This window comes from Hymenobacter arizonensis (genome assembly GCF_900115775.1).
GTDB lineage: Bacteria > Bacteroidota > Bacteroidia > Cytophagales > Hymenobacteraceae > Hymenobacter > Hymenobacter arizonensis.
In genome coordinates this window covers 299,583-313,212 of sequence record NZ_FOXS01000003.1, presented here as the reverse complement: position 1 = coordinate 313,212, position 13,630 = coordinate 299,583, and the positions used below count along the sequence as shown (strand labels likewise).

The window sequence follows — 13,630 nt, the reverse complement described above, 5'->3', positions numbered from 1 at the left end:
AGATGAAGCATGACGTTCAATATTGTATTGCATTGTTAAATTCGAAGCGGACTAATTAATTATTAATTTCAATTAGACACACCTCTTCCATTCAAATAAAAACTCGTTTTTATTTGGGAATTAATAACACGAAAAAGCCCGGCTTTTGCGGGCCGGGCTTTTCTACTTCGCGTGATTTACGCCGATATTATCGACGTAGCCAACAAAGAAGAAAAGCACGGCCGCACCGTTTCAGCGAGCCGCAATCGGGCCGGCGCTGGGGCTGCAGGGGCAGGTGTTCGGGGCGGATATTGTGCATGAATTGAATGGGTAAGCGGCTGTAAACCGGCTAACAACAAAAAACCCGAGCGTTATGGGCTCGGGCGGTGTCAAGTTTTAGCGGGTGCTAAAATCAGGCAAACGTACCGAGCGGAAGCAGCCGACCTGGCTGCATCTTATCCGAATTGCTGGTGAATAGTTCGTGGCGGTACATAGTTGTTTGCTTTTGGTGCGACAAAGGTTCATAATTAATTTTTAAGCGGCAAATTATTTTAAAATTAATTATTAAATATTTTCTTCAAACTGCGAATTCAATTCATAAACGCAGTTTTTAATAATTATTAATTTCTTCCGAAGCGCCATTTCAATAAACCTAAGCTTCCACTTCTAGGTATTATGGCCCCATGCCATGCCTCGCAACTTCCGACCACTATACGCTCAATCTTCCCGAAGGGCACCGATTTCCCATTGCCAAATATGCGCTGATTCGGGAGCAGCTGCTGTGGCAGGGCATCGCAGCGGCCGAAGACTTCTACGAGCCCGGCCTGTGCGCAGAAGAGGACGTGCTGCGCGTGCACACCGAGGAATACTGGCACAAAGTGCGCGACCTGAACCTCAGCCCCGCCGAAGTGCGCCGCTTGGGCCTGCCGCAAAGCCCGCAGCTAGTGCGACGCTCGCTCAGTAGCAGCGCCGGCACCTTGCAATCGGCCCTGAAAGCCCTGCGCGACGGCGTGGGCCTGAATTTGGCCGGTGGCACCCACCACGCCTTTGCCGACCGTGGCGAGGGCTTTTGCGTGCTAAATGACCAGGCCATTGCCGCCGCTTACTTACTGGCACACGGTCTGGCCAGCCAAATTTTAATTGTGGACCTGGACGTGCATCAGGGCGATGGCACCGCCGCCATTTTCGAACACGAGCCGCACGTGTTCACGTTTTCCATGCACGCCGGGGCCAACTATCCCTTGCGCAAGGAGAAATCCGATTTGGACATTGCGCTGGAATTAGGCACCGGTGACGAGCTATACCTTCAGTTGCTTAAAGAGACGCTGCCGAGACTATTGACCCAAGTACAGCCCGATTTCATCTTTTACCAAGCCGGGGTTGATGTGCTAGCCACCGACAAGCTCGGCAAGCTGGCCCTTACGCCGGCCGGCTGCCGTCAGCGCGATGAATTTGTGCTAGGCCTGTGCCATGAGCGCCAGCTTCCGGTAGCGGTGAGCATGGGCGGCGGCTACTCCGAGCGGCTCGCAGACATTGTAGATGCGCATTGCAACACGTTTCGGGTGGCGTTTGAGCTGTGGCCGTAGGACCACACCCCTACCTTTGCACCTCATGAAAAAAGCTGCCTCCACGCATCCTGCACCAGTAACCGTACCCGTGCGGCTCGACGAACAGCCGGCGGGCACTCCCGCCCAACAGGCTTTTCGGCAAGCCATTCTGGACGTTGAGAACCTGCGTGAGCGTCTGCGCGACCTCCGCGCTGAGCAGGCCGAAGCCCGCCGCCGCTACTGGCAGCAGGTAGGCCCCGCGGCTACGGCCGTGGTATCGGCCCGCCGCAGCCTGTTTCCATCCCTGGAAGAAGCCTTGCTCCTCGGCTATTTCAGTCGCTTAGAAGAAGAGCAGATTACGGAGCTGATACTGGGCAACGCCCGGTCATTAGAAGAGCGGTTTGGTGAGGATGAAAGCGCGATAATTCGCAAGTACACCCCAGCGGGCCGTCGCAGCAGTTCCGATACCAAGACCAAACCCGATAGCAGCGCCAGCTCCCAGATACCCAAGGAATACATCCCCGACCCCAGCTTGCCCCCGCACGAGCAAGCTGCCGCTGCCGCCCGCGCCCGCCGCCAAACCAAAGCCCAGCGAGCCAAAGAAGCTGCCGAACAAGCCGACCAAAAGCAGCTTGAATCAAACGCCAAAACCATCTACCGCCAGCTGGCCCGCACCCACCACCCCGACTTGGAGCGCGACCCCGAAAAGCAAGCCGACAAAACCGCCCAGATGCAGCGCATCACGGAGGCCTACGAAGCCGACGACCTCTACACGCTGTTGCAGCTACTATCCGAATCAGGCCCGGCCGATGCGGAATCGGACGATGTGCTGGCCCGCTACACCCGCGCCCTGCTGCAACAGCAAATCACGTTGAAGCAGGAGATGAACGAGGTGAAGTACGGCCCCAGCGGCTTCCAGGGAGCTTCGGCTAAAAAGCAGGAAGCGGAGCTACGGCAGCTCAAGCGCGACCTGCGGGCCGAAGCCGAGTACGTGCAGCACGTAGGGGTGCTCCTACGCGAGCCAGATGGCCTGCGCGACGTGCTGCGGCAGTTGGCTGCTGAGGGAATGAGCACTATCTAACCTATCCAAGCAGTCCGCCAAGGAGCCGAAATGATAACGCCTGTCATGCTGAGCCTGCGAAGCATGACAGGCAATGCAGGGCTGAAAATTTCTCTTCTTGGCCTTCCTGAACAAGGATTCCTGCCATCTCAGTTATAGAGGACTAGACCCAAAGCTGAACAGCATCGGCAGAAGCAGGCCTAGTCTTACCCGATAAACCGTACCGCCGCTTGCACTACCTCCGCATCGCGCAGAATTCGGTTGTGCCCCAGGCCACGCGTGGCGTGCAGCATAGCGCCGGGCCAACCCGCGGCAATCTCCCGACCCTCCGAAAACGGAATTATCTCGTCCTCCTCGTCGTGCATTATTAGCACCTGCTCGGCTCCCGTGCCGGGACCAGACACGGCCACCCCGAACGAATCGGCTGACCGGCCGGTGGCCTGCTCCACGTATTGGGCAAACCGCGCCACAAAGTCATTGGATAGGTACAGGAAGTCGGCGAAGCGCCCCGCTACTGCCCGAGGGCCAACAGGGGCACTCAGCAGTACCAGCCGTGGCAGTGGCACCCCATTCGGCAGCCGCACCGGCAGCCCCGCCACCGACGCTGCCCCAAACGAATGCGCCACGATGGCCCGCACCTCGCCCACCGTTTGCACCACCGCCTGCACCGCTCCGCCAAAGGCCACCAGCGTGGCTTGCTTGCCGCCCGATGCGCCGTGCGCGGGCCCATCCAGCGCCACCACCCGGTAGCCCGCGGCCAGCAGCGGCCCCACCCAGGCACGCCAAAAACTAGCCCGGTGCTCCCAGCCGTGCACCAGCACCACGGCTGGCGCGGCTTCTGGGCCCCACTCATACACCGCCACCGCGCCCGGCTGGCAGGTCACCACGCGCCTGCGGGCATCTACCAAAGCGGGTGCTTCCCAAGCCTTGGCCGGCAGCCGGCGAGGCGAAATAAACAGCTTCCAAGCCTGCTTGAAAGCCAGCTCCGGTGCCACCGCCGACAGCACCTTGAGTTGCAGCCGCAGCCAGCGCAAGGCAGGCGGCGGCGAGGGGTAGCGCATGCGCGGCGCAGCGGAAACAGCCGGTTCGTCAGCCATGAAATAGTCGTGAGCGGGTGAGAAGGTATTTATCATAGCTACTGAGCATAAAATTTACCAAGGGCTTCTGATATGCTTGTTTCACACCAGCAGTTCCAGCCGTAGCTGTCCCACTATGGTATGGAAATGGGTCTCGTCGTGCACGCGAGCCACCTGCAGAGCGCCCGCCAGCGTGGTGAGCACCTGCACCGCCTTGGCCGACGGACTGCCCATAAACCGCAACGCTCCGGTGGCCTTCCCAACAGCCAGCACCTGGGCCAGCCACGCCGTCAACTCCCCGTTGAAGGTGCGGAGCTCGGCTTGCATCGGGGTTGGCAGCGTTAGGAAATCGGCGGCCAGCGCGCCAAACAAGCACACGCGGCGCTCCTGGCGCACGTGGCTGTCATATACCTTAAAAATGGCTTCCAGCTGCTCCGTCGGGGGCAAGTCGGCCACGCGGGGCAAGTCGCGCCACTTGCGCAGGCGCCTGAGTTGACGCGCCACAACGGCCGTGCCCAAGTCGTCTTTGCTAGGGAAGTGATAGTGAATGGCAGCCGGCTTCACGCCCAGCTCGCGGGCAATATGTTGGTAGCTGAATGCATTGTACCCCCGCTCCAGCAACAGGTTTTCGGCCAGGTCGAGAATGCGCGTGCGGGTGTCGGGGGCAACAGAAACTGTCGTAGCTTGGCTCATCATAATGCGACAAAGATACTACTTACTAACTAATAAGTAAGCTTTATTCCTTTGACACAAAAAAGCCCTTCTCGGGGTGGAGAAGGGCAAATTATTTCAAAAGCTAGCCGGAAATTATTCTTCCGACTGCAGTCCCAAAGCGTCGACGGCGGCCTGCACAGCCTCGGCCCGGTAGGTCGGCGCGGTGGCCGGCGCCTTCAGCAAGCGCAGCAGCCGGTGGTATTTGGTGCGGCCTTCCGCCAGCATTTGTTCGCTCACTTCAATAGTAAACACGCTGAAGGGCTCCACTTTCTGCACGCCCACCAGCAGGAAACGCTCGGCCCGAAGGGCATCGGTATAGAAGGCGGCCTGCCGGTCGTAGTCATAAGCCGAGCACTGCCACAGGAAGTGGTCGGCGTCACGGGCCATGGTGGTTTTGAAATCGATGATAGTAAATGGCTGGTCCGGCTGGTCCACCACCAGGTCGGCGCGCAGCTTGCACAGGGTGTCGGTTTCGGGCTCCGTGAACAGCACGCTGATTTCGGGAACACCCAGGGTCAGCAGCTCGGCCAGTTGGGTGTTCATCTTAACGCCTTCCACCAGCCACCACACCAGCGTATCGTTCAAACCGGGCTGGCCTGCTACGTAGTCGTCGGGTTCGAGCAGGGCCGTATGAAACGCGGTGCCGAAGCTCAAGGCGCCTTCGTTGGAACTGGTGTGGGGGCGCGGCGGCCGGCCATCCAAGGCATCGCGCAGGCGCGAGAGGTCGGAGTTGGCGATGGCCGGCAGAGCACGGTAAGTGTCGTAGTCAAGGCGCAGTAGGTCGGGGCGGCGGAACGGAAGAGCAGAGTCGGGCATAGATGAAAAGGTAACAGATAAAAGCACATAAAGGCTCCGCTTAGAGGCTACGAACACCACCAGCCGGCAGTTTTGCAGCGGGGTGCGTACTCCCCCACAGCGCGTTGCGCGTTTGGCTGTTTCATTAATTTTTCCGCCATGGCTCCCTGGATTCCCTACGCTCTGCTAGCAGCCTTGTTTGCTGCCCTCACGGCCATTTTCGCCAAAATTGGCATCAAGGGCGTTGACTCTGACTTGGCCACGGCCATTCGCACCGTCGTTATTTTGGTGCTGGCCTGGGGCATCGCCTTTGCCCGAGGAGCCACAGCAGGCTTGCCGGACCTTTCGGGCCGCGCCTGGCTTTTTCTGGTCCTTTCGGGGTTGGCCACCGGCGCTTCGTGGCTGTGTTATTTTCGGGCCCTCAAGCTTGGCCCGGTAAGCAAAGTAGCGCCCGTCGACAAGCTGAGTGTGGCATTGGCGCTGGTAATGGCTTTCGTGTTTCTAGGCGAGTCAATCTCTGCCCGGGGGCTGCTAGGCGCTGGCCTCATCCTAACGGGCACACTTGTGCTGGTGTGGTCTTAAGGCCTGGGCGTATCGGCCCCAATAACCTTAGCTACGCACCTCCCCTGCTTCTTAGCAGCAGCCTTTCCAGCATTTAACAGCTACCGCTGGCTCCCCGCAAATAAGACACTGTGATTCCTCACACGCGCGATTTTATCGGCCACCTCTTTCAACCCCGGATTATGAATACTACCAAGGTGAGTGGTTTGAAATTCCCGGTGTGGCACGTAGCTGCCGTCCTCCACGGCCCGCCCCACTTGCTGATACGCATCTCGAAACGGCACCCCGGCAATAATTAATTGGTTGATGTTCTCAACCGAGAAAATCGGGTCGTATTTGGCCTGGTCAATTACCCCTGATTTAATCTTGATTTCGGGCAGGGCAAACAGCAGAATATCGAGCAGGTTGGCAAACTGCATCATGGGCCCGAAGAGCAGCTCCTTCAGTAGCTGAAAGTCGCGGTGGTAGCCGCTGGGCAGGTTGCTGGTGGCCAGAATAATGTCGTTGGGCAGCGCCTGCAGGCGGTTGGCGTGGGCCCGCACCAGCTCAAACACGTCCGGGTTTTTCTTGTGCGGCATGATGCTGGAGCCCGTCGTGAACTCCTTTGGCAAAGTCACAAAGCCCAGGTCCTGGCTGTTGTAGAGCACCAAGTCATACGCCAGCTTGCCCAGCGTGCCAGCCGCGCCGGCAATGGCAAAGGCGAGCGTTTTTTCGGTTTTACCGCGCAGCATTTGGGCGCCCACGGCGCTCACGGCCACGTTGCCGAAGCCCATTTCCCAAGTCGTCATCTCACGGTCGATGGGGAAGCTGCTGCCAAAGCCTGCCCCCGAACCCAGCGGGTTTTGGTCGGCAACTTGGTGTGCGGCTTCAAACAAGCTCAAGTCCAGCAGCAGATGTTCGGCGTAGGCCGTAAACCACAGGCCAAAGCTGCTCGGCATGGCCGCCTGGAAATGCGTGTAGCCGGGCAATAAATCGCCCTGGTGCACTTCTGCCTTCTGCAGCAGCACTTCAGTCAGCGCCAGCATTTTGGCGGCAATCTGCTCCGTGTAGTCTTTAAGAAACAGCTGAATGGCGGTAAGCACTTGGTCGTTGCGCGAGCGGGCCGTGTGGATTTTCTTGCCAGCATCGCCAAATTTCTCGGTCAGGTAATGCTCAATTTTGGAGTGCACGTCCTCAAAATCGGCTTCAATTTGAAACGTTCCGGCGGCCACCTGCCCAAGCAGCTCGTCAAGCCCCGTTATCAGCTGCACCCGCTCTTCTTCCGACAGCAAACCTACTTTGGCCAGCATATTAGCTTGGGCCTTGGAGGCGAGCATGTCGAATTGCGCGAGGTGCATATCCAATTCCCGGTCCTGCCCCACCGTGAATTTTTCGATGGTTTCGTTAACAGAAAATCCTTTTTCCCAAATCTTCATAGCGCAAAGTCTCGCAAAGTGTAAATCAAGTCTCGCCAAGTGTGGTTCAGCGAGCACCTTTTATTAATTAAAGTCAACGAAGAAGACTGTATTCCAGAATTAAAAACCTTGCGAGACTTGCTTTCCAAACGTTGCGAAACTTTGCGCGTCGAGGTCAGTGAGTAACGTGATATAATCCTGGATAGCAGCCCGTATTTCACTTACCAGAATAAATTCATCCGGCGTGTGCGAACGGGCGCTTTCCCCCGGTCCCATTTTCAGGGTTTCAAAGGGCATCATCGACTGGTCCGACAGTGTGGGCGAGCCGTACACTTGCTTGCCCATAGCCACTCCTTTGCGCACTAGCGGGTGGTTTTCGCTGATGCTGGAAGAATTAAGATGGGTGGAGCGGGGCACTATTTCGGACTGCACATTAGCCCGAATGATATCGACAATTTCCTGGTTTTGGTACAGCTCATTGGTGCGCACGTCCACCACAAACTGACAGCGGTCGGGCACCACGTTGTGTTGCTGGCCGGCCGTAATCTGCGTGACCGTCATCTTCACCGGGCCCAGCAGCGGTGACACTTCCGGAAACTGGTATTGCCGCAACCAAGCAATGTCATCCAGTGCTTTGTAAAGGGCGTTTTCGCCTTCCTCGCGGGCGGCGTGACCGGTTTTGCCATGGGCAGTTGCATCCAGCACAATTAGGCCTTTTTCGGCAATGGCGAGGTTCATTCCAGTAGGTTCGCCTACTATTCCCACGTCAATTTTGCCGAATTGTGGCAGCACGCTTCTGATGCCTTTCGCGCCCGATATTTCCTCTTCTGCAGTAATGGCGCAAATTAAATTAAATGCATTGTGCTTGTTGTAGAAATAGCAAAACACGGCCAATAAACTCACTGCCGAAGCACCCGCGTCGTTGCTACCTAATCCTATCAGTTTATCACCTTCCAATACGGCACCAAAAGGTGGATAATTCCACCCGGCCCCGGCCTTCACGGTGTCGTGATGTGAATTGAGCAAAACCGTTGGCTTATCCGCGTCGAAATGCTGCGAAACAGCCCATACGTTGTTGTCTTGGCGGTTTGCCAACACGCCATGGGCCGTCAGAAACTCCTGAATCAGCGTGGCTGTGTCGGCTTCTTCCCGCGAAAAAGAAGGCGTCTGAATTAGCCGAATCAATAGCGCTATGGCGTCATCGCTGAGCTGGCTAATTACGTCAGGCATAATTCCGTTTTTAACGCTTCATCAATAAAAAGCGCGTGCTCAATAATTACTTTATCGACCCCAAATTGTAAGGCATCAAAAGCATTTTCTAATTTGGGAAGCATGCCGTCGGCAATAATTCCGCTTTCTTTTAATTCGGCGTAATCGAACAGGTTAATTTTAGAAATAACCGATTTTTCATCCGCTACATCAGTCAATACTCCGCGCTTCTCAAAGCAAAAATGCAGCTCCACGGCATACTGCCTACTCAGCGCCTTGGCTACTGAGGCCGCAATGGTATCGGCGTTGGTATTTAATAACTGGCCCTTCCCGTCGTGGTTGATGGGGCAAAAGACCGGCGTTATTCCCAGAGTCAACAGCTGATGAATCAGGCCCACGTTGATGCTTTCCTCATTCAGGTCGCCCACAAACCCATAATCCACTTCTCGCACGGGGCGTTTGGTGGCCAGAATCACGTTGCCATCGGCGCCGGTGAGGCCCAGCGCGTTAACCCCTAGGCTTTGCAGCACGGCCACTATCTGCTTGTTGGTTTTGCCGGCGTAGAACATCGTTACGATGTCGAGGGTGACTTCGTCGGTGATGCGTCGGCCGTTGAGCATGCGCGGGGTAATGCCTAAGCTGGCCATCATGTCGCTGGCGCCTTTGCCGCCGCCGTGGACCAGTATTTTCGGCCCGCTTACTTTGGCAAATAGCCGCAGAAACTCCAGCAAATCCGGTGCGTGGTCGATAATACCGCCACCTATTTTAAATATTTTCAGCTGGGGCTTCATGGGTGCTTGGTCTGCGCTCAAGCCCGGCGTGGCGAGCGGCTGATTCAAAAATTAATATGGGAAACGTTGCACGCAAAAGTAGGGGCTTTTACATTTGCGGCAGAATTGAACCACTTGGTACGGACCCTCGTTAAAGCGTCCAAACCAATATTTTTCCGCCATGACCGTCTCGGTTTGTTTGCCTACTTCGCTCGTTCCCGCCGCATGGCCGGGCGTGGCTGGTGTGTGCAAAACCGCCTGTGCATTGGTGCGACGACCCTAGCGGCTTCAGCAGCCGCATGTTGGCCCCTTGGCCAGCCCTTTTGAGCCGGGCAAGTATCCGCTCACCACTTACAGACAGGTTTGGGCTTTAGCAGGAATCACACGCCGGAAGCGTGTGTCCGGACAGCCGCGCATCTATCCCTAAGTCCTTAATCAACAATGATAATTCGGGTTGCAACGGCAGCGGACGCTCAGTACGCTGACCAATTATGTCAGTGGTACATCGAGTCGGCTAAAACGCGCGGCACGGGCATCGCCAAGCGCGAGCCAGCCTACGTGGCCAAAAAAATGGCCAACGGCGACAGCATCATCGCTTTCGTCGACGGCGAGCTGGCGGGTTTCTGTTACATCGAGACGTTCGAGGACAACACGTTTGTGGTGAACTCCGGCCTCGTGGTAAATGCTGAAATTCGGAAGAGCGGTGTGGGCCGGGCTATTAAGCAAGGCGTATTCAACCTCTCGCGCTCGAAATACCCCAACGCCAAAATCTTCGGCATTACCACCAGCTTGGCGGTAATGAAAATTAATACCGAGCTCGGCTACAAGCCGGTCACGTTCTCGGAGCTGACCAGCAGCGAAGATTTCTGGAAAGGCTGCAAAAGCTGCAAGAACTACGGCATCCTGATGGAAAATGAGCGTAAAATGTGCTTGTGCACGGGCATGGTGTTCGACGCCAACGCACCGCTGGTTCAAATTCAGGTGCCCGACTTTGCCGCCGTTACCCAAGACCAATTACCCGTTTCTCCCGATTCTGCATCATGAAGAAAAAAGCCATCCTAGCCTACAGCGGCGGCCTCGACACGTCGTTTTGCGCAGTGTATTTGTCGCGTGAGCTAAACCTCGAAGTGCACACCGTCATTGTCAACTCCGGCGGCTTCTCGGCCGAGGAGCTGACTGGCATCGAGAAGCGCGCCTACGAGCTGGGCTCAGTGAAGCACGAAGTCATTGACGTGACCGACCGGTTTTACCAGGACTGCCTGCGCTACCTACTGTTTGGCAACGTGTTGAAAAACGACACCTATCCCCTTTCGGTGAGTGCGGAGCGCATGTTTCAGTCGCTGGCCATAGCCGAATACGCCCGCGCCAACGAGGCCGATTACATCGTGCACGGTAGCACCGGCGCTGGCAACGACCAGGTGCGTTTCGACGTGGCTTTTTCGGTTATCTCGCCCAAAACGGAGATTCTGACGCCCATCCGCGACCTTAAATTGTCGCGCCAAGCCGAGATTGAATACCTGCAAAAGCAGGGCTTCGAAATGAGCTGGGAAAAGGCGCGTTATTCTATTAATAAAGGCATCTGGGGTACTAGCGTGGGCGGCGTCGAAACGCTGACCTCGCACGAAGCCTTGCCTGAAAGCGCCTATCCATCGCAGCTGCAGCGCCACGATTCGGAGCGTGTGGAAATCACCTTCGAAAAAGGCGAGCCCGTGGCGCTGAACGGCGAAACGCTGCCTCCCGTGGAGCTGATTCAAAAGCTAAATGAGCTGGGCTCGGCCTTCGCCATTGGCCGCGACACGCACGTGGGCGACACCATTCTGGGCATCAAGGGCCGCGTGGGCTTCGAGGCACCGGCGCCGCTCATCCTCATCAAAGCGCACCATTTGCTGGAGAAGCACACCAGCACCCGCTGGCAATTGCTGCACAAAGACTACATCGCCAACTGGTACGGCACGCTGCTGCACGAGGCCCAGTACCTCGACCCGGTGATGCGTGACATGGAAGCCTTCCTGGAATCGTCGCAAAACCACGTGTCGGGCACCGTTTTCGTCAATCTCAAGCCGTATCAGTTCGAGCTGCTGGGCATTGAGTCGAAGTACGACATGATGCAGTCGAAAGTGGCGACTTACGGCGAGGAAAACAACGCCTGGGATTCGCGCGACGCCAAGGGTTTCATCAAGATTTTCGGCAACCAGCTGAAAATTAGCGCCAGCCTCCACGATGAAAATTAAGGTCGGCATCGTCGGCGGCGCCGGTTATACGGCGGGCGAGCTCATCCGCATTCTGCTACACCACGAGTTCGCCGAGCTGGGCGCTATTGTCAGCTCTTCCAACGCGGGCAACCCCGTGCACCAGGTGCACGACGACCTAGTGGGCGACACCGAGCTGGTGTTTGCTTCCGAGCTGGCCGGCGACGAGGACGTGGTATTCCTGTGCCTCGGCCACGGCAACTCCAGCGCGTTCCTGCAGAAGAATGCCTTGCCCGCCACCACGCACATCATCGACCTGAGCAACGATTTCCGCTTGGAAGCTGACCGGGAATTTGATGAACGCGAATTCGTGTACGGCCTACCGGAATTGAACAAGCGCCGCATCCAGCAGGCCCAGCACATTGCCAACCCGGGCTGCTTTGCCACGGCCATTCAACTGGCGTTGCTGCCGCTGGCGCAAGCAAACAAGCTGACGGAAGACGTGCACGTATCGGCCATCACTGGCTCGACTGGCGCGGGTCAGAGCTTGTCGGAGACGGTGCACTTTTCGTGGCGCACCAACAACGTGTCCATCTACAAGCCCTTCACGCACCAGCACCTCGGCGAAATCGGCGAGAGCCTGGCGCAGCTGCAGCCGCAACTAGATGGCGACATCCACTTCGTGCCCTACCGCGGCAATTTCTCGCGGGGCATTTTCGCCAGCGTCTACACGCCGTCGGATTTGACGCAGGACGAAGCCCGTCAGCTGTACAAAGATTTCTACGCCGACGCCCCGTTCACGACGGTATCAGACAAGGAAATTCACCTGAAGCAAGTGGTGAACACCAACAAATGCTTGCTGCACGTGCAGAAATTCGGCAAGCAGCTACTCATCACCTCGGCTATCGACAACCTGGTGAAGGGTGCGTCCGGCCAAGCGGTGCAGAACATGAATTTGATTTTTGGATTGCCGGAGACAACGGGCTTGCATTTGAAGGCCGGGCTTTTGTAATCCACTATCTGACCGTCATGCCGAGCGTAGCCGAGGCATCTCGCTTGTGGTAGCAATCAAACTCGTTTCAACAATTGATTTAGTAATGCACGCGAGATGCCTCGGCTGCGCTCGGCATGACGTTTTACTTCAGCTTAAGTAGCTCAAAAAAACAATGGAGCTTTTCAACGTTTATCCGCTCGTCAACATCACGCCGGTAAAGGCCCTTGGCGCCAAGCTGTGGGACGACCAGGGCCAGGAATACCTGGACTTCTACGGCGGCCACGCCGTTATTTCCATCGGCCACAGCCACCCGCACTACGTGCATCGCCTCACCGAGCAGCTGCAGAACATCGGCTTCTACTCCAACTCGGTGCAAATTCCGATTCAGCAGGAGCTGGCGCACAAGCTGGGCCAGGTTTCGGGCTACGAGGACTACACTTTGTTTCTGTGCAACTCGGGTGCCGAGGCCAACGAAAATGCGCTGAAGCTGGCTTCCTTCCACACCGGCAAAACCCGGGTGGTGGCGTTCAGAGGCGCTTTTCACGGCCGTACCTCCGGCGCAGTAGCAGCCACGGACAACCCCAAAATTGTAGCTCCCTTTAATGCCGGCCACGCCATCTCTTTCGTCGATTACGACCTGAAAGCGGTAGCCAAAATCCTGCAGGGCGGCGACGTGTGCGCCGTTATTGTGGAGCCGATTCAGGGCGTGGGCGGCATCATTATGCCCTCCGATGATTTTCTGGTGGGCCTATCCCTGCTGTGCGGGGCCCACAACGTGCTCCTGATTGCCGATGAAGTGCAGAGCGGCTACGGCCGGAGCGGCAAGTTCTTCGCGCACCAGCACGCCGGCATCCGGCCCGATGTCATCTCAGTGGCCAAAGGCATGGGCAATGGCTTCCCAATTGGCGGCATCCTGATTTCGCCGGCTTTAAAAGCCTCTTATGGCCTCTTGGGCACCACCTTTGGCGGCAACCACCTGGCCTGCGCCGCAGCCTTGGCAGTGCTGGAGGTTATTGAACACGAGAGCCTGCTGACGCATGCTACCGAGCTGGGCCAGTACCTCCGCACCGAACTGGAAGCCAACGCCGGCGCTGAAGAAATTCGCGGCCGTGGACTGATGGTGGGCATCAAATACGACTTTCCCATCAAGGAAATCCGCGACAAGCTGCTGAACGAGCACCATATTTTCGTGGGCAATGCCTCCGACCCTACGGTGCTCCGGCTACTGCCACCGCTGAATATCACGCGGGCCGAAGTCGACCGGTTTTTGCAGGCGCTGTATGCACTGGTAGCCACCGAAGCCAGAACGGTGTAGAGACGCGACACCTCGCGTCTCTACGTT

The 13,630-nt window shown here is 57.1% G+C and carries 13 protein-coding genes; 7 read left to right on the top strand and 6 right to left on the bottom strand.

Annotation, left to right across the window (positions count from 1 at the left end; translation table 11 throughout):
* The first annotated feature begins 662 nt into the window (after nt 1-662).
* Nucleotides 663-1,565, top strand: a complete 903-nt coding sequence (locus tag BMZ66_RS12995) for a histone deacetylase family protein (protein WP_092673827.1) — start codon at nt 663-665, stop codon at nt 1,563-1,565.
* Between the two features lie 25 nt (nt 1,566-1,590).
* Entirely contained in the window at nt 1,591-2,607 is a 1,017-nt protein-coding gene (locus BMZ66_RS12990; RefSeq protein ID WP_092673824.1) for a J domain-containing protein, read from the top strand.
* A gap of 185 nt (nt 2,608-2,792) precedes the next feature.
* Here the strand turns inward: BMZ66_RS12990 and BMZ66_RS12985 are convergent, their stop codons facing one another.
* The 3 genes from BMZ66_RS12985 to BMZ66_RS12975 form a co-directional block, all read right to left on the bottom strand.
* Nucleotides 2,793-3,719 (bottom strand): alpha/beta fold hydrolase, encoded by a 927-nt coding sequence (locus tag BMZ66_RS12985; protein ID WP_092673821.1) that lies wholly within the window; start codon nt 3,717-3,719, stop codon nt 2,793-2,795.
* 45 nt (nt 3,720-3,764) lie between these two features.
* A complete protein-coding gene (locus tag BMZ66_RS12980) occupies nt 3,765-4,358 on the bottom strand; it encodes a TetR/AcrR family transcriptional regulator (RefSeq protein ID WP_092673818.1) in 594 nt (197 codons plus the stop codon).
* Between the two features lie 111 nt (nt 4,359-4,469).
* Nucleotides 4,470-5,192, bottom strand: coding sequence for a PD-(D/E)XK nuclease-like domain-containing protein (locus tag BMZ66_RS12975; RefSeq protein WP_092673815.1), 723 nt, complete (start codon nt 5,190-5,192; stop codon nt 4,470-4,472).
* A gap of 138 nt (nt 5,193-5,330) precedes the next feature.
* Here BMZ66_RS12975 and BMZ66_RS12970 point away from each other — a divergent pair, with 138 nt between their 5' ends.
* Nucleotides 5,331-5,753, top strand: a complete 423-nt coding sequence (locus BMZ66_RS12970) for an EamA family transporter (RefSeq protein WP_092673812.1) — start codon at nt 5,331-5,333, stop codon at nt 5,751-5,753.
* Nucleotides 5,754-5,833: 80 nt separating this feature from the next.
* Here the strand turns inward: BMZ66_RS12970 and argH are convergent, their stop codons facing one another.
* From argH to argB, 3 genes are all read right to left on the bottom strand, one after another.
* The gene (gene argH / locus BMZ66_RS12965; protein WP_092673809.1) at nt 5,834-7,147 is read right to left on the bottom strand and encodes an argininosuccinate lyase; all 1,314 of its coding nucleotides are present in this window, start codon (nt 7,145-7,147) and stop codon (nt 5,834-5,836) included.
* Between the two features lie 99 nt (nt 7,148-7,246).
* Complete coding sequence (locus BMZ66_RS12960) at nt 7,247-8,356, bottom strand: M20 family metallo-hydrolase (protein ID WP_092673806.1); 1,110 nt, start codon at nt 8,354-8,356, stop codon at nt 7,247-7,249.
* Nucleotides 8,344-9,174: an acetylglutamate kinase gene (gene argB, locus BMZ66_RS12955; RefSeq protein WP_234795083.1), complete on the bottom strand. Its 831-nt coding sequence runs from the start codon at nt 9,172-9,174 to the stop codon at nt 8,344-8,346. The genes BMZ66_RS12960 and argB overlap by 13 nt, the downstream gene beginning before the upstream one ends.
* A 372-nt stretch (nt 9,175-9,546) precedes the next feature.
* On the opposite strand from argB, the gene BMZ66_RS12950 reads away from it, so the two are divergent.
* The 4 genes from BMZ66_RS12950 to BMZ66_RS12935 all read left to right on the top strand — a co-directional run bounded on the left by BMZ66_RS12950 (nt 9,547) and on the right by BMZ66_RS12935 (nt 13,603).
* Nucleotides 9,547-10,149: a GNAT family N-acetyltransferase gene (locus tag BMZ66_RS12950; protein ID WP_214606996.1), complete on the top strand. Its 603-nt coding sequence runs from the start codon at nt 9,547-9,549 to the stop codon at nt 10,147-10,149.
* Complete coding sequence (argG, locus tag BMZ66_RS12945) at nt 10,146-11,336, top strand: argininosuccinate synthase (protein ID WP_092673804.1); 1,191 nt, start codon at nt 10,146-10,148, stop codon at nt 11,334-11,336. Before BMZ66_RS12950 ends, argG begins: the two co-directional genes overlap by 4 nt.
* Nucleotides 11,326-12,306, top strand: a complete 981-nt coding sequence (gene argC / locus BMZ66_RS12940) for an N-acetyl-gamma-glutamyl-phosphate reductase (protein ID WP_092673801.1) — start codon at nt 11,326-11,328, stop codon at nt 12,304-12,306. Before argG ends, argC begins: the two co-directional genes overlap by 11 nt.
* Before the next feature lie 154 nt (nt 12,307-12,460).
* Entirely contained in the window at nt 12,461-13,603 is a 1,143-nt protein-coding gene (locus BMZ66_RS12935; protein ID WP_092673798.1) for an aspartate aminotransferase family protein, read from the top strand.
* The last annotated feature ends 27 nt before the right edge of the window (nt 13,604-13,630 follow it).